This window comes from Spirillospora sp. NPDC047418 (assembly GCF_040643275.1).
In the GTDB taxonomy this organism is placed as follows: domain Bacteria; phylum Actinomycetota; class Actinomycetes; order Streptosporangiales; family Streptosporangiaceae; genus Spirillospora.
On sequence record NZ_JBEYTW010000056.1, the window covers coordinates 33,962 to 53,648 of the forward strand.

Annotated in this window: 15 protein-coding genes and 1 other RNA gene; 10 read left to right on the forward strand and 6 right to left on the reverse strand. The window is 73.7% G+C overall.

The features are described 5' to 3' along the window. Window positions 1-66: 66 nt before the first annotated feature. Window positions 67-465, forward strand: an RNA gene (gene rnpB, locus ABZ806_RS29000) — RNase P RNA component class A. A gap of 152 nt (window positions 466-617) precedes the next feature. Here rnpB and ABZ806_RS29005 read toward each other — a convergent pair. Next, the gene (locus ABZ806_RS29005; RefSeq protein ID WP_500220582.1) at window positions 618-2,309 is read right to left on the reverse strand and encodes a sialidase family protein; all 1,692 of its coding nucleotides are present in this window, start codon (window positions 2,307-2,309) and stop codon (window positions 618-620) included. An 84-nt stretch (window positions 2,310-2,393) separates the two neighbouring features. Next, window positions 2,394-3,116 carry a FadR/GntR family transcriptional regulator gene (locus ABZ806_RS29010; RefSeq protein ID WP_500220583.1) on the reverse strand — a complete coding sequence of 241 codons (723 nt, stop codon included), beginning with the start codon at window positions 3,114-3,116 and terminating at the stop codon, window positions 2,394-2,396. Between the two features lie 149 nt (window positions 3,117-3,265). Between ABZ806_RS29010 and ABZ806_RS29015 the strand changes: the two genes are divergently transcribed. From ABZ806_RS29015 to ABZ806_RS29045, 7 genes are all read left to right on the forward strand, one after another. Continuing rightward, window positions 3,266-4,861, forward strand: coding sequence for an ABC transporter substrate-binding protein (locus tag ABZ806_RS29015; RefSeq protein ID WP_500220584.1), 1,596 nt, complete (start codon window positions 3,266-3,268; stop codon window positions 4,859-4,861). 64 nt (window positions 4,862-4,925) lie between these two features. Continuing rightward, window positions 4,926-5,885, forward strand: a complete 960-nt coding sequence (locus ABZ806_RS29020; protein ID WP_500220585.1) for an ABC transporter permease — start codon at window positions 4,926-4,928, stop codon at window positions 5,883-5,885. After that, window positions 5,882-7,804: a dipeptide/oligopeptide/nickel ABC transporter permease/ATP-binding protein gene (locus ABZ806_RS29025; protein ID WP_500220586.1), complete on the forward strand. Its 1,923-nt coding sequence runs from the start codon at window positions 5,882-5,884 to the stop codon at window positions 7,802-7,804. Before ABZ806_RS29020 ends, ABZ806_RS29025 begins: the two co-directional genes overlap by 4 nt. Further along, entirely contained in the window at window positions 7,801-8,829 is a 1,029-nt protein-coding gene (locus ABZ806_RS29030; RefSeq protein ID WP_500220587.1) for an oligopeptide/dipeptide ABC transporter ATP-binding protein, read from the forward strand. Before ABZ806_RS29025 ends, ABZ806_RS29030 begins: the two co-directional genes overlap by 4 nt. After that, the gene (locus ABZ806_RS29035) at window positions 8,826-9,764 is read left to right on the forward strand and encodes a dihydrodipicolinate synthase family protein (RefSeq protein WP_500220588.1); all 939 of its coding nucleotides are present in this window, start codon (window positions 8,826-8,828) and stop codon (window positions 9,762-9,764) included. Before ABZ806_RS29030 ends, ABZ806_RS29035 begins: the two co-directional genes overlap by 4 nt. A 26-nt stretch (window positions 9,765-9,790) precedes the next feature. After that, entirely contained in the window at window positions 9,791-10,627 is an 837-nt protein-coding gene (locus tag ABZ806_RS29040; RefSeq protein ID WP_500220589.1) for an ROK family protein, read from the forward strand. Further along, on the forward strand, window positions 10,627-11,316 hold the full coding sequence (locus ABZ806_RS29045; RefSeq protein ID WP_500220590.1) for a putative N-acetylmannosamine-6-phosphate 2-epimerase: 690 nt from the start codon (window positions 10,627-10,629) through the stop codon (window positions 11,314-11,316). Before ABZ806_RS29040 ends, ABZ806_RS29045 begins: the two co-directional genes overlap by 1 nt. Here ABZ806_RS29045 and ABZ806_RS29050 read toward each other — a convergent pair. Then, on the reverse strand, window positions 11,274-12,263 hold the full coding sequence (locus tag ABZ806_RS29050) for an alpha/beta hydrolase (RefSeq protein WP_500220591.1): 990 nt from the start codon (window positions 12,261-12,263) through the stop codon (window positions 11,274-11,276). The two genes, ABZ806_RS29045 and ABZ806_RS29050, sit on opposite strands and share 43 nt — an antisense overlap. Before the next feature lie 208 nt (window positions 12,264-12,471). On the opposite strand from ABZ806_RS29050, the gene ABZ806_RS29055 reads away from it, so the two are divergent. Beyond that, entirely contained in the window at window positions 12,472-12,675 is a 204-nt protein-coding gene (locus tag ABZ806_RS29055) for a hypothetical protein (protein WP_500220592.1), read from the forward strand. Window positions 12,676-12,810: 135 nt separating this feature from the next. Here the strand turns inward: ABZ806_RS29055 and ABZ806_RS29060 are convergent, their stop codons facing one another. The 3 genes from ABZ806_RS29060 to ABZ806_RS29070 form a co-directional block, all read right to left on the reverse strand. Beyond that, window positions 12,811-15,045 (reverse strand): SulP family inorganic anion transporter, encoded by a 2,235-nt coding sequence (locus ABZ806_RS29060; RefSeq protein WP_500220593.1) that lies wholly within the window; start codon window positions 15,043-15,045, stop codon window positions 12,811-12,813. Window positions 15,046-15,175: 130 nt separating this feature from the next. Further along, entirely contained in the window at window positions 15,176-16,969 is a 1,794-nt protein-coding gene (locus ABZ806_RS29065) for a hypothetical protein (protein WP_500220594.1), read from the reverse strand. Window positions 16,970-17,237: 268 nt separating this feature from the next. Continuing rightward, window positions 17,238-17,828 (reverse strand): YbhB/YbcL family Raf kinase inhibitor-like protein, encoded by a 591-nt coding sequence (locus tag ABZ806_RS29070; protein WP_500220595.1) that lies wholly within the window; start codon window positions 17,826-17,828, stop codon window positions 17,238-17,240. A 395-nt stretch (window positions 17,829-18,223) separates the two neighbouring features. Here ABZ806_RS29070 and ABZ806_RS29075 point away from each other — a divergent pair. Beyond that, the coding region (locus ABZ806_RS29075) for an NAD(P)/FAD-dependent oxidoreductase (protein ID WP_500220596.1) at window positions 18,224-19,687 on the forward strand (1,464 nt) is incomplete at its 3' end.

Here is a 19,687-nt window from a genome sequence, read left to right on the forward strand (position 1 = left end):
TACCCTCCAGGGCAGACGGGGGTGCATGAGTGCTTTACGCACCCGCTAACCTTTACGTACGGCGGACGAGCCGGCCGGACGGCCGCGTCGGGGAGCGATCCCCGTCGAGGAAAGTCCGGGCTCCACAGGGCAGGGTGGTCGGTAACGCCGACCCGGGGTGACCCGCGGGACAGTGCCACAGAAAGCAAACCGCCACCGCTTCGCGCGGTGGTAAGGGTGAAACGGTGAGGTAAGAGCTCACCAGCGCCCACGGTGACGTGGGCGGCTCGGTAAACCCCACCCGGAGCAAGGTCAAGAAGGGGCCCCGCAAGAGGCCCCGCGCAGGTGCCCGAGGGCGGCCCGCCCGAGCCTGCGGGTAGACCGCTGGAGGCCGCCGGCAACGGCGGCCCGAGATGGATGGCCGTCACCCGCCGCCCCGCAAGGGACGGCGGCCCACAGAACCCGGCTTACAGGCCGACTCGTCCGCCCCTCACCGCCTGACCAGGGCAGGTACCGGTCATGGTCCGGCGGGTTCCGTGGAGGAGCCGCTTACCGGCCGCCGGCCGCCGCCTGGTCTCGTGGCGCTGCGGGGTGCGGAGGCCGGATCTTCGCCGCGGGCACCGCTGCCCTCGCCGGGGTCAGGATTCGAGCCAGGGGAGGGTGGTGCGGGTGAAGACCATGCCGCCTGTGTCGCCTATTTCGTAGAGGGTTCCTAGGGAGCCGTCTGGTAGGACGGCCATGGTGGAGTAGCCGGCGGCGCCCGGTTTGATGAGGGCCTCGTGGGGCCAGGTTGTGCCGTCGTCGCGGCTGACGCGGACGGTCAGGTCTGTGCGGGACGTTGCGGCGTTGTTGCTGTGCAGGGCGATGCTGGTCAGGGACGGGTTGCCCGGGGTGGGATACAGGTAGGAGATCTCGTCGCCGTTGCAGCCTGGGTCTATCAGGCCGCTGTTCCAGGACGTTCCGAAGGGTGATGTGACGTCGGGGGCGGTGGCGTACCAGCGGTTGGCGCCGGCGTTGGAGCGCATGTTCTGGGCTACGCGGCCCGTGGAGCGTTGGATCACTTTGCTCTCGTTGACGCCGGTGCCGGCGGTCGTGCCGTTGTGCCAGGTGGCGCCGTGGTCGTCGGAGTAGATGTCGGACGCGTGGTCGCCGGACGAGTCGCGGTAGACGATCGGCTGGACGAGGCGGCCCGAGGCGAGCTGGATGCCGTGGCCCGACGAGGCGAACATGCCCGCCCACGCCGGCTTGCGGACGTGCGGGTTGAGGTCGACCGGGGCGCTCCAGGTGGCGCCGTCGTCGGTCGAGGTGACGTAGCGGATGTGGGTGTTGGTGGTGGAGGTCGCCGAGGTGTCCCCGGCGGTGGAGCCCCAGTAGCCGACGCCGGGCTTGGGGGCGTAGGTGAAGAAGCAGAAGATCTCGCCGGTGGCGCGGTCGACGAGGAGGCTCGGGTCGCCGTAGCCCTCGGAGGCGGTCGGGGCCTTCGCGATGATCTTCGGGCGGGTGAAGGTGGCGCCGCCGTCGGTGCTGCGGGTCATCGCGATCTGGATGTTGTTGGTGCCGCCGCCGAGGTCGTAGCTGCCGTCCACGCGGGCGTCCATCGTGGCGATCACCGTGCCGCTGTTGGAGACGGCGAGGGCCGGGATGCGGACGGACTTGGCGGCTTTGCCCAGGCCGTCGATGACCGTGGACGTGGTGAGGACGGTCTGCGCGTTCATCCCCGGCCTTCCGGAGCCGACACCGCAGCCGGACGTGCCCGAGACGGTGTCGCTCCATGAGCCGGAGGTGACGTTGAAGGTGTACGGGGTGCCGTCCGGGACCGTCCAGTAGAGGCCGTCGTGGCCGGAGCCCGCGGGGACGGTGACGGTCCAGGGGGAGTAGGGGCGGCCCGGCCAGGCGACGGTGAAGGTGCGGGACGCGGGGGAGTCGTTGGCCAGGATGAGGCGCAGCCTGTGCGGGCTGCCGCAGTCCATGGCGGCGCGGACGCTGAGCGCGTCGGAGCAGTCGAGCGTGCCGCTGTCGGTCTGGTCGAAGCCCTCGGGGGTCGTGGTGCGGAATGTGTAGGCGGTGCTGGACGGCCTGGTGAAGTAGAAGTGGGCGCTGTCGCCGGCGGCGGCCCGGGCGGTCCAGGTGCCGACTCCGGGCCAGGTCAGGGTGAAGGTGGTGGCGGCGGAGGTCCGGTTGACGACGGTCTCCTGGATGCGGCTGGACGTGCAGTCGGTGGTCACCGCGGCTGATTGGGCGACGGCGGCGTGGGCGGGCGGGGCGGCGGCGGACGCGAGGACGATGAGCGCGGCGGTCAGGCCCGCGGCGAAGCGGGGGGACGGGGGCATGGCCTCAACCCTCTCGGTAGGACATGGGATGTAGGATGTCCTTCGAGAGGGAAGCTAGACCGGGGCGTCGGAGCCGTCAACCCCTCAGTTCGCCTGGTCGAGCCGGTCGCGGATGCCGCGGAAGTGGGCGGCCATCGCCGTCCTGGCGGCCGTCTTGTCGGCGCCGCGGAGCGCCTCGTAGATGTCGCGGTGGCGCTGGGCGACGTCGGCGGCCTCCTGCTGGACGGGGGCCAGGTCGTGCTGCAGGGTCCGGTAGACGTCCCAGAAGGCGGCGAGGAGCTGGTTGACGATCGGGTTGGCGAGCGGCTTGTAGAGCAGCTCGTGGAAGAGGCGGTCGGTCTCCGGGGTGACGAAGCCGTCGCGGGCCTCCTCGTCCATCCGGCGCATGATCTCGTCGAGTTCGGTGTTGCCGGCGGCGAGGCCGCGGTCGATGACCTGCTCGACGAGGCCGCGTTCGAGGACCTCGCGGACGTCCACGAGGTGGGTCAGGTCGTCGCGGCCCTGCGCCTTGGAGATGCGGGCGTGGAAGGTCAGCTCGTCGACGAGGGCGCCGAGCGACATGCTGCCGACGTACATGCCGAAGCCGTGCCTGATCTCCACGATGCCGACGGCCTGCAGCGCCTTGAGGGCCTCGCGCAGTGAGTTGCGGCTGACGTCCAGCTCCTCGACCAGCTCGAACTCGGTGGGCATGGGGTCGCCCACGGCGAGGCCGCGCTCCAGGATCAGCTGCTTGACCCGCTGCTGCACCTCCTCGGTCCGGCTGCTGCGGCCGCGCGTCGCACGGCCCCGGGTCCGAGCTGCGGTCATCGGCTTCCCCCATCGTCCGCGGTCCGGCACTTGACCTCGCCGGTGTCGGGGCCTACGGTACACCGACGAACGACGTTGGATGTCCTACCTCCCCCGCGACCTGCGGGGAAGCTGGCCTGCAACCCCACCCCCCTCACTCAGGAGACGACGTGACCGATCTCCAGCCCGGACGCGGCCTGCACCGCCGCGACTTCCTGCGCTACACCGGACTGCTCGGCGCGGCCGCGACGATCAGCGCCGGCCTGGCCGCGTGCGGCGGCCCCTCGTCCACCGGGTCCGGCGGATCCGGCGGATCCAAGGACACCATCCAGGCCGCCCTCGCCTACGCCCTGTCGGGCGGCTTCGACCCGATGACGGCCTCCAGCGCCGTCGCCGTGGCCGCCAACCTGCACGTGCTGGAGTCCCTGGTCGACCTCGACCCGGTGACCCGGCAGCCGTACAACGCGCTCGCCAAGGCCGACCCCGAGAAGGTGGACGACACCACCTACCGGATCGCGCTGCGGGACGGCGCCAAGTTCCACGACGGTTCCGCCGTCACGGCCGATGACGTCGTGTTCAGTTTCGAGCGCGTCCTGGACGAGAAGAACGCGTCGCTGTTCATCCAGTTCCTCCCGTTCCTGGACGGGGTGAAGAAGGTCGACGCGAGCACGGTCGAGTTCAAGCTCAAGTACCCGTTCGCGCTGTTCGCCGAGCGGCTGGCCGTGGTCAAGGTCGTGCCCAAGAAGCTCGTCGAGGCGGGCCAGAAGAAGTTCGACTCGCTGCCGGTCGGCTCCGGCCCGTACAGGCTGGCGTCCGCGAGCGCGACCGACGGCCTGTCGTTCGCCGAGTTCGACGGCTACAACGGCCCGCGCCCGGCGAAGGTCGCGAAGATGACGTGGCTGCTGCTGTCCGAGCCGTCCACGCGCGTGACCGCGCTGCAGTCGGGCCGCGTCCAGGCGATCGAGGCCGTCCCGTACCTGAACGCGGAGGAACTGGCGAAGTCCAAGGCCGTCCAGTCGGTGCAGAGCTTCGGGCTGCTGTTCATGATGTTCAACTGCGAGCAGAAGCCGTTCGACGACGTCCGCGTCCGGCAGGCGCTGCACTACGCGCTGGACACCGACAAGCTGATCGAGACGGCGATGCTCGGCAACGCGGCGGCGGCGACCAGCTTCCTGCCCGCCGGGCACCCCGACTACGTGAAGGCCGCCACGGTCTACGGCTACGACCCGGCCAAGGCCAAGAAGCTGCTGTCGGACGCCGGCGTCAGCGGCCTGAAGGTCGAGCTGGTCACCACCGACACCGACTTCGTCAAGGACTGCGCCCCGCTGATCAAGCAGAGCTGGGACGCGATCGGCGTTCCCACCACGCTGAACATCGGCCAGTCCGGCGGGCAGTACTCCAACCGCATCGACACCGGCAAATACCAGGTGATGGCCGCGCCCGGAGACCCGTCGGTGTTCGGCAACGACTGCGACCTGCTGATGCGCTGGTTCTACGTCGGGACGTGGCCCGAGCACCGCAGCTACAACTCCGGCACCGCCGAGGCGAAGAAGGTCGTGGGCCTGCTGGACGAGGCGGCGCGCGAGACCGACGAGGCCGCCCGCCGCGGGCTGTGGAAGCAGGCCATCGACATCGTCGCCGAGCAGGCCGCGCTGTATCCGATCTTCCACCGCAAGCTCGTCACCGGCTGGGACCGCGAGGGGCTGCCCGGATTCAAGCCGATCGCGACGACGGGGCTGTCCTTCCTGGACGTCGGGCGCGCCTGACGCCCGCCGCCTGACGCCGGGTGCCCCGCGCCCGGCGCCCCGCCCGACAGAACGGACGCCGCCCATGGCAACGATCCTGCGCATGACGGCGGGACGGCTGCTGACCCTCGTGCCGATGGTGCTGGGGATCACGCTGTTCGTCTTCGTCGTCCTGCGCTTCTCACCGAACGACCCCGCCTACAACGCGCTCGGCGAGGGGGCCACCCCGGAGGCCCGGCACCACTACGCGGTCGAGCACGGGCTCGACGACCCGCTGCCCGTCCGGTACGTCCGGTTCCTCGGTGAACTGGTGCGCGGTGACCTCGGGGTCACCGCGCCGCCGAGCCGGTCGGTGACGGACGCGATCGGGACGGCGTTCCCGCTCACGCTGCAGCTCACCGTCCTCGCGGTGCTGCTCGGGGCGCTGTTCGCGGTGGCCCTCGGGGTCACCGCGGCGCTGTTCCGGGACCGCTGGCCGGACCAGGCCATCCGGGTGGTGTCGATGGCGGGCGTCGCGATGCCGTCGTTCTGGCTCGGGATCCTGCTGATCCAGTGGTTCGCGCTGCGGCTCGGCTGGTTCCCGACGGGCGGGTACGTCAACCCGGCCGACTCGGTGAGCGGCTGGCTGCGCAGCCTCGCCCTGCCCGCGATCGCGATCGCGTTCCCGGTGGGGTCGCTGCTCGCCCGGGTGGTGCGCACCGCGATGGTCGAGGAGCTCGACCGCGACTACGTGCGCACCGCCGTCGGCGGCGGCCTGCCGCGCGTGGTCGTGGTCGGGCGCAACGTGCTGCGCAACGCGCTGATCACCCCGCTGACCGTGCTCGGCCTGCAGGTCGGCTACCTGCTGAGCGGCGCCGTCGTGGTCGAGGCGATCTTCGGGCTGCCCGGCCTCGGCACCCTGATCATGCAGGGCGTCACGGCCGGCGACCCCGCCCTCGTGCAGGGCGTGGTGCTCGGCATCGCGCTGACGTTCCTGGTGGTCAACCTGCTCGTGGACGTCCTGTACCTGTTCGCGAACCCGCGGCTGAGGGGAGCCACCCGATGAAGACCGCGTTGCGGCGGCTGCGGCCGGCGTCCCGGATCGCGCTGGGCGTGCTGCTGGTGATCGCCGTGGCGGCGCTCGCCGCCCCGCTGATCGCCCGGCACGACCCGCTGACCACCGGCATCGCGAGCCAGGCGCCGTCGGGCGAGCACTGGTTCGGCACCGACCGGGTCGGCCGGGACGTGTTCGCCCGCATCGTGCACGGGGCGCGCTGGTCCCTGGCGATCGGCCTCGGCGCGACGCTGCTGGCGCTCGCCGCGGGGGCGCTGCTCGGCTCGCTCGCCGCGACCGCGCACCGGGTGGTGGACGAGATCATCATGCGCTGCCTGGACGTCGTCATGGCGTTCCCGGCGGTCGCGCTCGCCGCCGTCCTCGTGACCGTGTTCGGCAAGAGCCTCCCGGTGCTGATCTGCACGATCGCGTTCCTGTACGTCCCGCAGATCGCGCGGGTGGTGCGGGCGAACGTGCTGTCGCAGTACGGCGAGGACTACGTCTCGGCGGAACGGGTCATCGGAGCCGGGCGCGGGCACATCCTGCGCAGGCACGTCGTGATCAACTGCGCGGCGCCGATCCTGGTGTTCTGCACGATCGTCGTCGCCAACGCCATCGTGTTCGAGGCGAGCCTGTCGTTCATCGGCGCCGGCGTCCAGGACCCCGACCCGTCGTGGGGCAGCGTCATCGCCTACGGCAAGTCGCTGGTGCTGGCGGGCGGCTGGTGGGCCACGTTCTTCCCCGGCCTGTTCATCCTGGTCACGGTGCTGGTGCTGAACGTCCTGTCCGAAGGCGTCTCGGACGCGTGGGCCGCGCCCGCCGCCCGCGCCGACAACGATCCCGAGGTCGACGCCGGGCCCGCCGACCGCCCGGCGGCGACCGTGCCGCGCGGCGCCGACGACCTGCGCGAAGCGGGACGGCGGCTCGCCGGCCGGGCGCGTCCCCTTCCCGAGGGCGAACCCCTCCTGCGCGTCGAGGACCTCACCATCGGGTTCCCCGACCGCTACGGCGACCTCGACGTGGTCGACGGGGTGTCCCTGGACGTCCGTCCCGGCGAGGTCGTCGGGCTGGTCGGCGAGAGCGGCTGCGGCAAGAGCCTCACCAGCCTCGCGGTCATGGGGCTGGAGCCGCGCGGCGCGCGGATCGGCGGCCGGCTGCTGTTCGACGGCCGCGACCTGCGCGCCATGCCCGCCCGCGAGCGGCGCCGGCTGCTCGGCCACGACATGGCGATGATCTACCAGGACGCGCTGTCGTCGCTGAACCCGGCGATGACGATCCGCGCGCAGCTCCGCCAGCTCACCCGGCGCGGCGGCACCCGCACCCCCGCCGAGCTGCTCGACCTCGTCGGCCTCGACCGGGACCGGACGCTGCGCGCCTACCCGCACGAGCTGTCCGGCGGGCAGCGGCAGCGGGTGCTGATCGCGATGGCGCTGTCGCGGGCCCCGCGGCTCGTCGTCGCGGACGAGCCGACCACCGCCCTCGACGTCACCGTCCAGGCCTCGGTCATGCGGCTGCTGCTGCGGCTCCGCGCGGAGCTCGGCTTCGCGCTGATCCTCGTCTCGCACGACCTGGCGCTCGTCGCCGACGTCACCGACCGGGTCGTGGTCATGTACGGCGGGCAGGTCGCCGAGACCGGCGTCACGCCCGAGCTGGTCGCCTCCTCCCGGCACCACTACGCGCGGGGGCTGCTCGGCGCCGTGCTGTCGCTGGAGGCCGCCGAGGGCCGCCCCGTGCAGATCCCGGGCGTCGTCCCGTCGCCGACGCGCTTCCCGGCGGGCTGCCGGTTCGCCGACCGCTGCGCCGCCGCCACGGGCCTGTGCGCGACGACCCGCCCGCAGGCGTCCGGCGACCCGCACCGGCACGCGTTCGCCTGCCACCACCCGATCGGCGCGCCCGCCGATGTCCCGGCCAAGGCGGGAGAGCCACGATGAACACACCGGTCATGGAGCTGCGGGACGTGCACGTCCGGCTGCCCGTCCGGAGCGGCAACCCGTTCCGCCGCGCCGCCGTGCACGCGCTGACCGGCGCCGACCTCGCCATCGCGCGCGGCGAGACGGTCGGGATCGTCGGCGAGTCCGGATGCGGCAAGTCCACGCTCGCGAAGGTGCTCGTCGGGCTGACCCGGCCCACGTCCGGAACCGTGCTGTTCGAGGGCGGCGATCTCGGCGCGCTGCGCCGCCGCGACCGCGCCGTCCGGCTCGGCGCGTCCGTCGGGATGGTCTTCCAGGACCCGGCGACCGCGCTCAACCGGCGGCTCCCGGTCCGGGCGATCCTGCGCGACCCCCTCGACGTGCACCGCCGCGGCACACCGGACGAGCGGGACGCCCGCGTCCGCGAGCTGATGTCGCTGGTCGGGCTGCCGCCGCAACTCGCCGCCGCGCTGCCCGGCCAGCTGTCCGGCGGGCAGCGGCAGCGCGTCGCGATCGCCCGCGCGCTGGCGCTGGAACCGGCCCTGCTCGTCGCGGACGAGCCGACCTCCGCGCTCGACGTGTCCGTCCGGGCGCAGATCCTCAACCTGCTGCTCGACCTGAAGGACCGGCTCGGGCTGTCGATGGTGTTCGTCTCGCACGACATCCAGACCGTCCGGCGCATGTCCGACCGGGTCGTCACCATGTACCTCGGCCGGATCGTCGAGGAGGCCCCGGCCGCCGTGGTGGCGCGCGGCGACACACGCCACCCGTACACGCGGGCCCTGCTGTCGGCGACGCCGAGCCTGCTCGACCCGATGGAGCCGATCCGGCTGGACGGGCCGGTCCCGTCCGCCGTGAGCCCGCCCAGCGGATGCCCGTTCCGGACCCGCTGCTGGCGCGCCACCGGCGAGTGCGGCGAGGCCATGCCCGCCTTCACCGCCGGCCCCGGCGACGTGGCCGCCGCGGGGCACCGGTACCGGTGCCTGCATCCCGTCACCGACCCGTCCGACCTCGACCCGCCCACCGTTTCCCAGGAGATTCCGTGACCCCCGCTCCCACCGGCCCCGTCACCGGGGTCGTGCCGCCCGTCTGCACGCCGCTGACCCCCGGGATGGAGGTGGACGTCCCGTCCCTCGAACGGCTCGTCGACCATCTCGTCGGCGCCGGCGTGGACGGGCTCTTCGTGCTCGGCTCCACCAGCGAGGTCGCGTTCCTGCCGGACGCGCACCGGCGCACCGTGCTGGAGACCGTCGTCAAACACGTCGCCGGGCAGGTGCCCGTCCTCGGCGGAGTCATCGACATGACCACGCTCCGCGTGGTCGAGCACGCCCGCGTGGCGGCCGAGGTCGGCTGCGACGCCGTCGTCGCGACCGCGCCCTTCTACACCCGCACCCACCCGGCCGAGATCGAAGCCCATCTGCGCGACGTCGCCGCCGCCGTCCCCGTGCCCGTCTACGCCTACGACCTCCCGGTCTCGGTGCACTCCAAGCTGGACGGCGGCATGCTGCTGCGGCTCGCGTCCGAGGGCGTGCTCGCCGGCGTGAAGGACTCCAGCGGCGACGACGGCGCCATGCGCACCCTGATGCTCGCCCTCCGGGACGCGGGCACGGCCGGCTTCAGCGTCCTGACCGGCTCCGAACTGACGGTGGACGCGGCGTTCGCGATGGGCGTGCACGGCGTCGTCCCCGGCCTCGGCAACGTCGACCCCGGCGGCTACGTCCGCCTGCGCCGCCTGTGCCGGGACGGCCGCTGGCCCGAGGCCCGCACCGAGCAGGAGCGGCTGCTCCGCCTGTTCGACATCGTCAACGCGGGCGCCCCCGGCAGGATGGGCCGCGGCTCGTCCGCCCTCGGCTCCTTCAAGACGGCCCTGCACCTCCTGGGCGTCATCGACCATCCGATCACGGCCCCACCGCAGATTCCGCTGGACGACTCGGAGACCGCCCACGTCCGAACCCGCCTGACCGCCGCCGGTCTCCTGTGACCACCCCGCCCCCATCGACCGCGGGCGTGCGGGACGGGGAGTTCTACGCGGCACTGGACATCGGCGGGACGAAGATCGCCGCGGCGCTCGTGGACGGGACTGGAACGGTCCGGACACGCGCCCGAGTCGCCACGCCCGGCGGCGGAGGCAAGGCCGTGCTCGCGGCGGCGGCCGCGCTGCTGGACGGTTTCGGTGACCTTCGCGTCCGGGCCCTCGGCGTGGGCGCGCCCGGGGTCATCGACGCCGGCAGCGGGCGGGTCGTGTCCGCGACCGAGGTTCTGCCGGGGTGGGCGGGGACGCGCGTACGGGACGTCCTCGCCGAGCGGACGGGGCTGCCCGTCACCGTGGTCAACGACGTCCGCGCCATGGCCTGCGCCGAAGCGCGCGCCGGGGCGGGAGCCGGGCATCACCGCGTGCTGCACGTCTCCGTCGGGACGGGGATCGGCGGCGCGCTGACCACGGACGGGCGGCTCGAACACGGGGCGCACGGCACCGCCGGGGAGATGGCGCACCTGCTCGTCCCCGAACGGGGGCCGGTGCCGTGCGGCTGCGGGCGGCGCGACCACCTGGAGGCGGTCGCCTCCGGTCCGGCCATCGCCGCCACCGGCGACGCGCCGCAGGCCGGTTCGGTGCTGGGCCGAGCCCTGGCGGGGCTCCTCGCCGTCCTCGACCCGGACGCCGTCGTGATCGGCGGCGGCGTCGCCCAGATCGGCGCGCCGTTCTTGGACGCGGTCACCGCCGCGTTCCGGGCGGAGGCGCTGCCGCCGCTGCGCGCGACGCCGATCGTCCCCGCCCGCCTGGGCACGGACGCGCCGCTCGTCGGCGCGGCCCTGCTCGCGATGACACCGCAAGGGAGCATCTGATGACCCCCGAGTCCTTCGCCGCGGCCGTCACCGGGCGGCTGATCGTGTCCTGCCAGGCGGGGGAGGGGCATCCGCTGCGCGACACCGCCGCCCTCGTCCGGATGGCCCGCGCCGCGGTCGGCGGAGGCGCCGCCGCGATCCGCTGCGGCGGGGTCGGCGGTGTCGGGGACGTGGCCGCCGTCGCCGGAGCCGTGGACGTCCCCGTCATCGGCCTGACCAAGGACGGGACGGGCGGCGTGTTCATCACGCCCACGGTCGCGGCGGCCCGTGCCGTCGCGGCGGCCGGCGCGCAGGTCGTCGCCGCCGACGCGACGTTCCGGCCCCGCCCGGACGGCCGTCCACTGGCGGAGTCGATCGAGGCCGTGCACGACGCCGGGGCGCTGTTCATGGCGGACGTGTCGGCGCTGGACGAGGGCGTCGCGGCGGCCGGGGCGGGAGCCGACGCGGTCGCGACCACCCTCGCCGGCTACACCGCGGCCGGGCCGCCGCCCGAGGATCCCGACGTCGACCTCGTCCGGGCGCTGCGCCGGGCCCTCCCCGGAACGCTGATCGTCGCCGAGGGCCGCTACCACTCGCCCGGGGCGGCGGCCGCGGCGATCGGCGCGGGTGCGAGCTGCGTCGTGGTCGGCACCGCGATCACCGACCCTCAGTGGATCACCTCGCGGTTCGCGGCGGCCGTCGCGTCCTGACCGGTGGTGAGCAGCCCGCGCAGGTCCGCGGCGGCCTGCCGGGCGGCCCGGTCCGCCGTCGCGGAGACGCCGCCGAGCCCGAAGAAGCCGTGGTTGAGCGCGGGCCACTCGCGGTGGACCACCGGGACGCCCGCCGCGCGCAGGGCCGCGGCGTAGGCGCCGCCCTCGTCCCGCAGCGGATCGAACCCCGCGGTGTGGACGGCCGCCGGCGCGACGCCCGCGAGATCGGCCGCGCGCAGCGGCGACACCCGCCAGTCGTCCCCGGGCGGGGCGTAGAGCTCGGCGAACCGGCGCATGCCCGCGAGCGTGAGCCCGTACCCGTCCTCCCGCTCGCGCCGCGACGGGTGGCGGGCGTTCACGCCGGGATCGGCGTACCCGCCCGCCACATCGGTGACCGGGACGACGAGGAGCTGCGCGGCCAGCGGCACCTCCCGGTCGCGGCAGGCGAGCGCGACGGAGGCGGCGAGCTGCCCGCCCGCGCTGTCGCCGGCGACGGCCGTCCGCCCGGCCGCGGTCCCGGCGACATGGAGCGTCGCGGCCAGGCAGTCGTCGAAGGCCGCCGGGAACGGGTGCTCGGGCGCGAGCCGGTAGTCGACGCCGACGACGGTCGAGCCGGTCTCCACGGCGAGCCGCCGCATGTGCTGCAGGTGGGTGCGCATGTCCCCGGCGATCCAGCCGCCGCCGTGGAAGAACATGATCGTGGCGTCGGTGAACCGGGTCGCGGGCTCGGTCACGCGGGCGGGGACGGGGCCGCCGGCCGTCTCCAGGACGATGTCGCGCTCCGCCGCCGGGACCGGCGGATCCTTCAGCAGCCCCCGCGACCGCTCGTTGACGGCCCGCGCGTGGATCCGAACACCCTCGACGGACGCGTCGGCGGCCGTCGGATCGAGGGCGCGCTGCCGGATCCACTCCGCGATGTCAGGGTCGAAGCGGGTTCCGCCGGTCATGAAGAGCCTCCCCAGATCAAGATGTAGGACATCCTATGTCCGGTGAGGGGCATGCCGGAAGTCGGCTGAGTCGCGTGACTCTTGGGTATCGGGTCACCGGACACAGAAGGGGGGAGACGCGGCGCTTACCGTCCTGAGTAAGAGCTGATCGCCTTGATCGGTGACGGCGGCGGGGCCGGTGCTGGGCCCCGGTGGGAAAGGAGCGCCGATGTTCATCATCGTGTTCGTGGCCCTCGCGGTGGTCGGGCTGCTGGCCGGCCTCGTGTACCTCTGGGACTTCTCGCGCGCCAGCCGGCGGGACGCGCTGTTCATGCCTGCGCCGGACCGGGGCGCGCGCCGTGCGCGCCGCGTGACGGGGATGTACGTGCGGGACTTCCGCGGCGACGAGGAGCAGGAGCTGGTGGGCCGCTGAGCCGACTCCGGCGGGCCGGGGGTCGCCGATCCGCCGGAACACGGGGAGTCGGGCGCCGATCGCGCACCGGGGTTCGCGGTCGGCGCCCAGCGGGGGTGTGCGGGTCGTCCGGGCGGGGGGACGGCCCGCCGCCCCTCAGGTGAGGGTGCGGGTGTTCGGGACCTCGTCCGGGACGCGGGCGAACGTGCCGTTGGCCCGGTCGAGGATCTCGACCGTGGCGGACGAGATGTCCAGGTAGAGGCCGACCAGCTCGATCTCGCCGGACTCGACCCGCTCCCGCAGCCACGGGTAGGTCAGCAGGTTGTCGAGCTGCTGCATCACGTTGATCTTGCAGAGCCGGGTGAGCGGCGGCTCGTCCCAGCCGTCCGGGTCGGTGGACAGGAAGCGGGCGAGGCTGTGGTTGCCGTGCCGGAGCCAGCGCGACAGCCCGGTCAGGTGCTCCACCTCGGTGCCGCCCGCGAGCAGCGCCGCCATCGCGCCGCAGTTGGAGTGCCCGCAGATCGTGATCGTCTTGATGTCGAGGACCGTGGTGGCGTACTCGACGGTGGCGGAGACGGAGTCGTCGGGCGTCCGGGAACCCTGCCGGGGCACGAGGGCCCCGACGTTGCGGTTGATGAACAGGTCGCCGGGACCGCTCGCGGTGATGATGTTGGGGACGACGCGGGAGTCCACGCACGTGATGAACAGATGCTGCGGCTTCTGCTTCATCGCCAGCTCGGACATGATCGGCCGGACGAGGCGGGCCGTACTGCCGTGGTACTCGCGGATACCGTTCAGCAGCACGTCGGCCGGGGACGTCTCGGGTGCGTCGAGCTCGGCCTCGGGGCGGCGTCGCCGGTTCGCCCAGGGCGCCCACCAGCGGGCTTGAGGAGCTGCCTTGCCTGGCTGAGTCATATCGCCTGTCACGGCTCTTTCATACCAAGCCTCGTGAACCTCGTCGATGTCGACCCTCCCCCCTTGGCGCTCGTGGGCGACCCGCCACTGGTGGATCGCGTCGAACGCGGCGTGGTCCATGAAGTCGACGTTGAGGTCCAGGTCGACTCCGCAGCCGGCCGGGATCTCCCGCAGCGCCCGCGTCACCCGGGGGACGCCGAGGAAGGTGAACGTCCCCTCCACGACCACGTGCCGGCGGGGCGGGACGGGCCCGTCGCCCGGCACGGGCACGAGCTCCTCCGCCCGGACCGACAGCCGCGTCAGCCTGCGCAGCGCCATCACCGCCATGATCGCGATGCCCACCAGGACGCCCTGGCCGAGGCCCAGCAGGACGACGCCGGCGAGGGTGCCGTAGTAGGCGGGGGCCTCCCGGTGGTGCCGCAGGTCGCGGACGCGGGCGGGGTCGGCCAGCCGGACGCCCAGCACGACCAGCAGCGCCGCGAGCGCCGACAGCGGGACCCGCTCGATGAGCGGCGCGCAGGCCAGCGCGAGGACGAGCACCCAGAGGCCGTGCAGGACGGGGGACAACCGGGTGCGGCCGCCCGCGTCCACGTTGGCGGTGCTGCGCACGATCACGCCCGCCACCGGCAGCCCACCGAGCAGGCCGGACACGGCGTTCGCGGCGCCCTGCGCGCGCAGTTCCCGGTCCAGGTCGGCGGGCGGCACCCCGGCCGGCCGGATGCGGTCGACCGCCACGCTGCACAGCAGGGACGCGACGGCGGCGACGAGCGCGATGGACACGACCGCCCCGGCGACCCCGACCGGCGGTCCGTGCGGCATGACCGGCGCGGCCCAGCCGCCCAGCGGCGAATCCGGCAGGTCGACGCGCGGCACCGGCAGCGCGAGGGCCCAGGCGGCGGCGGTGGCTGCGGCGACGGCGGGCAGCGGGCCGGGGACCGGGCGCAGCCGGCGCGGCAGCCGGGACCAGCCCAGCAGGACCAGGACGGTGAGCCCGCCCAGCAGCGCCGTCGGCAGGTCCGGGTGCGCGAGCTGGCCGGGCAGTTCGCGCAGGTTGGCGACCGCGGACTGCTGCGGGCTGCCGCCGAGGACGACGTGCACCTCCGCGAGGACGATGACGGCGCCGACCCCGGCGAGCATGCCGTGCACGACGGCGGGGGAGACGGCGAGCGCGGCCCGCGCGATCCGGCCGGCGCCGAGGGCGAGCTGCACCAGCCCGCCGAGCATGGTGATCGTGCAGGTGGCGCGCCACCCGTAGGTCTGGACGAGGTCGGCGACGAGCACGGTGAGGCCGGCGGCGGGCCCGCTGACCTGGAGCGGCGAGCCGCCGAGCAGCCCGGCGACGATGCCGCCGGCGACCGCGGCGACCAGCCCGGCGGCGACGGGGGCGCCGGACGCGACCGCGATCCCCAGCGACAGCGGGACCGCGACGAGGAAGACGACGAACGACGCGAGCAGATCCCGTCGCAAAATGGACACGTTGCGTGTCTTTGAAGTCACACAACGTATATAAGCATGATTAACCGCGGCTTCGCGGTACGCGCGGATCCGACACGGCGAGGGCCCGCCGGATCGGATCCGGCGGGCCCTCGGTCGTGCGCGTGCGCGGCTAGCGGCGGTAGTTCTCCCAGTCGTCGGCGGGCTGGCGGTTGCCGTAGTGGCTGCCGTCGTTCTGCTGACCGCCCTGCTGGCCGGCCGGGTAGCCGCCCTGCTGCTGGGAGCCGCCGTAGTAGCCGGAGCCGTACGCCTGGGTCGCGTTCGGGTCGGGGTACCCGCCCTGCGCTCCCGGGTCGTGCGGCGCGGCCGGCGGGTCGCCGGGGCCGTTGTAGCTGCTGCCGCTGAAGTCGCCGTAGACGCCGCCGGAGCCGGAGCCGCCGTAGGAGTCGTGGCCGCCGCCGAGCGGGTCCTCGTAGCGCGTGGACTCGCCGTAGGCCGGGGCGGTCGGGTAGCCGTCGTTCTGCGGCTGGCCCTGCCCGTAGCCGGACGGGCCGCCGAGACCGGAGTCGTAGCCCGGACCGGACCCGATCCCGGAGTCGTACCCGCCGCCCGGCCCGCCGGACGGCCACGGGCCGGTGTTGCCCGTGCTCGCGGGCGGCGCGCCCGTCCCGTAGGAGCCGGTGCCGAGCGGGTCGCCGAGCGGGTCGTTCAGGGAGCCGCCGCCGTAGGAGCCGCCCGGGTCGGCGGACGGCCCGCCGGTCGAGCGCTGCCGGTCGGACTGGATGCGCTGGAGCAGTTCGTCCACCGTCGGGAGCTTGTGGCCGTCGGTGTCGGAGCCGCCGCCGGGACCGGCGTGCGCGGCGGCCGGGGCCGGAGCCGCGGGCGCCGCGGGCGGGAGCGGCGGGGCCTGGGGCGGCACGGCCGGCTCGTCGGGACGGCCGAGCGGCAGCCCGAGCGGGTCCGACACCCGCGGGTCGCCGCCGCGCGGGCCGGACGGGCCGAGCGGCATGTCGAAGTCCTGCCGGGCGGCGGGCGGCGGGCCGGCGGCCGGGCGCCCGCCCAGCGGGTCGGAGCCGTAGTCGCCGTAGGACGGCTCGCGCGAGCCGTACTGGGGCTGCTCGGGGGCGCCGTACTGGTCGTGGCCGCCGTAGCCGGGGTCGCCCTGGCCGTAGTCGGCGGCGCCGTACGCGGGCTGCGGCTCCGGCCCGCCGTAGGACGGCTGGTCGGGCACCCCCGGGCCGCCGTAGGACGGGCCGCCGAAGTCGGCGGGGACCGGGTCGAGCGACGTCGCGCCGGGGTCGTTGCCGAACGGCGCGCCGCCGGGGAACCCGCCGGGAGCGGGCATCTGCTGCGGGCCGGTGCCGCCGTGCCCGCCGGTGTGGCCGCCGGGGCCGCCGCCCAGGCCGTTGAGGACGGTGCCGTCGGCGCTCAGCGAGACCGGCTGGGTCAGCTGCGGCTGCTCGATCTGCGGCTGCTCGGGCGGCGGGGCCTGCGCGTGCAGCGGGTCGCCGGCGAGGTCGGGCTCGGGGCCGCCCTCCTGGTCGCGGTCGTGCTGCCAGGGGAACTTGGGCTTGTCGAAGGTGATCGTCGCCCAGTAGTCGTCGTCCTCCATCTCGTCCGACGCCGGGCCGCTCTGGGCGGGCGGCGGCGGGGAGGGGGCGGCGGTGGGCGCGGCGAGCGGCCCGCCGGCGACGCGGCGGTCCGGGACGGGCTCGGGCGCGCGGTCGTAGCCGCCGTCGTAGCCCTCGTCGTACCCGTCGTTGTAGCCGGGGCCGTAGTCGTCGTGGCCGCCCATCTGCTCCTGCGGCGGGACTCCCCGGCGGCCGCGCGGCTGCTGCTGCGGTTCGTCGTCCATCCAGTCGTCGTCGTCGCGCCCCGCCCTGCTGGCCCGCAGGCCGAGGGCCACGAGGACGACCACCAGGACCACGACCACAATGAGGCCGAAGACCACGATGTAAGAAGTCATGCCACCACCCAATGCCTTGGCCCAACGAGAGTCGCCGGCGCGGACCGCGGGTCCGTCCCGATTGTCGCAAGCGTCCGGATCGTCGCGGGCCTCCGCCGCCGGGGCTCAGCCCGATTCTGTCCGACCGCTATGACCGTTGTCACACCATTCGCGCACATTTACCCTCACACGGCGCGTGCCGGTCGGCCAACCTCACCGATCCGCACACCCCTGTCGGCTCCGGCCCCCCGAGGGGTCCGCCCTGACCCTGCGCCTCCAGGCACCACGGTCAACGCGCCTGCTCGCCGCCGAAGTTCCCGGTGATCCGCCCGCGTCCGATGGTGTGCTCGGCGATGGCGGGGAGCGAGACCTTCAGTGCGGCGCCGTTCTGGAACGGTGCCGGATCGTCCAACGCGTAGATGGTGAACCGGTACCGGTGCTCTTCGTCCTCGGGCGGGCACGGTGGCGCGTAGCCCGCCTTCTCCTCTGTGGTCAGCCCTTCGACGGTCCTGTCCAGCCGGGCGTCCTCCACGATCTCGTTCACCGTTCCGTCGATGCCCGCGATCACCCAGTGGACGTACGCGCCGCCCGAGGCGTCCGGATCGTCCATGACGATCGCGAACGACTTGGTTCCGGCCGGCGTGCCCGACCACCGCAGCGGGGGGGTCTTCCCCTGCCCGCCAGGGTACGTCGTGCAGCCGTACCGCGGGGGCAAGTCGCCGCCATCGCGGAAGACCGGGCTGGTCACGGTGAACCACTCCGACAGTTCGGCGCTCTTGTTCTGCGGCTGGCCGATCAGCCCGCAGCCGCTCAGCACGCCGGCGAGGGCGAGGGCGAGGACGCCCGCCGCGGTCGCCATCGGACGCCGGTCTCTGCTCATCATCGATACGCTCCCGGGCGAGATCGTAGCCCGCGCGCCGCCGGGCCGCCGTCGGGCCCTGTCCCGCTCATCGGCCGCGCGCGCGTCCCGCCGGCGGCGCCCCCTTCCTCGTCCGCCCCAACGATAGGGCTTTCGCGGGGGTGCGACGGGCGGTTCGCGGCGCCGTCGGCGGGCCCGGCCGAAGAAGCTCCCTGTGACGTGCGTCATGCGTGCTTTGGTCCGCTCCATCCCATTATTTGCGAAGGAGTGGCGGGTTTCACACCCGATCCAGGCCCCAGGTTTACCCGTACGGGAAGTTCTTCGCTTCTTCGCTGGTTATTCGTTGGTGTCGGGCACGTTCCATCGGATAGCTTGTGAATGTCTTCACAAGCCGACCGTGACATTGGAGGGCCGCAATGGCCAGGACCGCCGAGGAGACCTCTGGCGCTCCCCACATCCTCATCGTGGGTGGCGGCTATGTGGGCATGTACACCGCGCTGCGCCTGCAGAAGAAGCTCAAGCGTGAGCTGAGACGCGGCGAGGTCAAGGTCACCATCGTTGACCCGAACTCGTACATGACGTACCAGCCGTTCCTTCCCGAGGCCGCCGCGGGGAACATCTCCCCGCGGCACGTCGTCGTCCCGCTCCGCCGGGTGCTGCCCAAGTGCACCGTGCGCAAGGCGCGCGTCACCGAGCTGAACCACGACGAGGGGTGGGCGATCGTCCAGCCGCTGTCCGGCCCCCCGGAGCGGATCTCCTACGACTACCTGGTCATGGCCGCCGGCGCGGTGCCGCGGCTGCTGCCGATCCCCGGGCTCGCCGAGCAGGGCATCAGCCTCAAGACCGTCGGCGAGGCCATCCACCTGCGCAACCACGTCCTGGAGCAGCTGGAGATCGCCGAGTCGACCGACGACGTCGAGCTGCGCCGCAAGGCGCTGACCTTCGTCTTCGTCGGCGGCGGGTTCGCCGGCGTGGAGGCGGTCGCCGAGCTGGAGGACATGACCCGCGACGCGACCAAGTACATGCGCAAGGTGACCCCCCAGGACCTGCGGTTCATGCTCGTCGAGGCCGCCGACCGCATCCTGCCCGAGGTCGGCCCGGACATGGGCAAGTGGACCGCCGAGCAGCTGCGCGGCCGCGGCATCGCCGTGAAGATGAACACCTACCTGGAGTCGGCCGTCGACGGGCAGATCGAGCTGTCGGACGGCAGCAGCTTCCCGGCCGGGACGCTGGTGTGGAACGCGGGCGTCAAGCCCTCGCCCGTCGTCCGGCACGGCGACCTCCCGCTGGACGAGCGGGGCCGCGTCAAGGGCACCGAGTACCTCACGGTCGAGGGCCTGGTGCGGGCGTTCACCGCCGGTGACAACGCCGCCATCCCGGACCTGACGCAGGAGGGCATGTTCTGCCCGCCGAACGCGCAGCACGCCGTCCGGCAGGCCAAGCTGCTCGGGGACAACATCGTCCGGTCGCTGCGGGGCAGGACGCTCAAGCCGTACGTGCACGCCAACATCGGCGCCGTCGCCGGGCTCGGCCTGCACAAGGGCGTCGCGCAGACCTACGGCTTCAAGGTCAAGGGCTGGCCGGCGTGGTTCATGCACCGCAGCTACCACGGCGCGAAGGTCCCGACCTTCAACCGGAAGCTGCGCGTCATCGCCGACTGGACGCTGGCGCTGTTCCTCAAGCGCGAGACCGTGTCGCTCGCGACCGTCGAGCAGCCGCGCGCCGACTTCCAGCTCGCCGCCCTCGACGACCCCAGGGTCAAGACCGCGGCCGGCACGGGCGCGGCCAAGGAGCCGGGCCGCGTCCGGGTCGCTGCCCGCCTCCCGCTCCACCGCCCGCGACACCGCCAGCACGCGCGCCATGAACGCGGCATGCCGCCG

Bases quoted from the DNA above. Each gene is read 5' to 3' on its own strand.
- ABZ806_RS29005 (WP_500220582.1), bottom strand. From the start codon at position 2,309: ATGCCCCCGTCCCCCCGCTTCGCCGCGGGCCTGACCGCCGCGCTCATC.
- ABZ806_RS29010 (WP_500220583.1), bottom strand. From the start codon at position 3,116: ATGACCGCAGCTCGGACCCGGGGCCGTGCGACGCGCGGCCGCAGCAGC.
- ABZ806_RS29020 (WP_500220585.1), top strand. From the start codon at position 4,926: ATGGCAACGATCCTGCGCATGACGGCGGGACGGCTGCTGACCCTCGTG.
- ABZ806_RS29025 (WP_500220586.1), top strand. From the start codon at position 5,882: ATGAAGACCGCGTTGCGGCGGCTGCGGCCGGCGTCCCGGATCGCGCTG.
- ABZ806_RS29030 (WP_500220587.1), top strand. From the start codon at position 7,801: ATGAACACACCGGTCATGGAGCTGCGGGACGTGCACGTCCGGCTGCCC.
- ABZ806_RS29045 (WP_500220590.1), top strand. From the start codon at position 10,627: ATGACCCCCGAGTCCTTCGCCGCGGCCGTCACCGGGCGGCTGATCGTG.
- ABZ806_RS29050 (WP_500220591.1), bottom strand. From the start codon at position 12,263: ATGACCGGCGGAACCCGCTTCGACCCTGACATCGCGGAGTGGATCCGG.
- ABZ806_RS29055 (WP_500220592.1), top strand. From the start codon at position 12,472: ATGTTCATCATCGTGTTCGTGGCCCTCGCGGTGGTCGGGCTGCTGGCC.
- ABZ806_RS29065 (WP_500220594.1), bottom strand. From the start codon at position 16,969: ATGACTTCTTACATCGTGGTCTTCGGCCTCATTGTGGTCGTGGTCCTG.
- ABZ806_RS29070 (WP_500220595.1), bottom strand. From the start codon at position 17,828: ATGAGCAGAGACCGGCGTCCGATGGCGACCGCGGCGGGCGTCCTCGCC.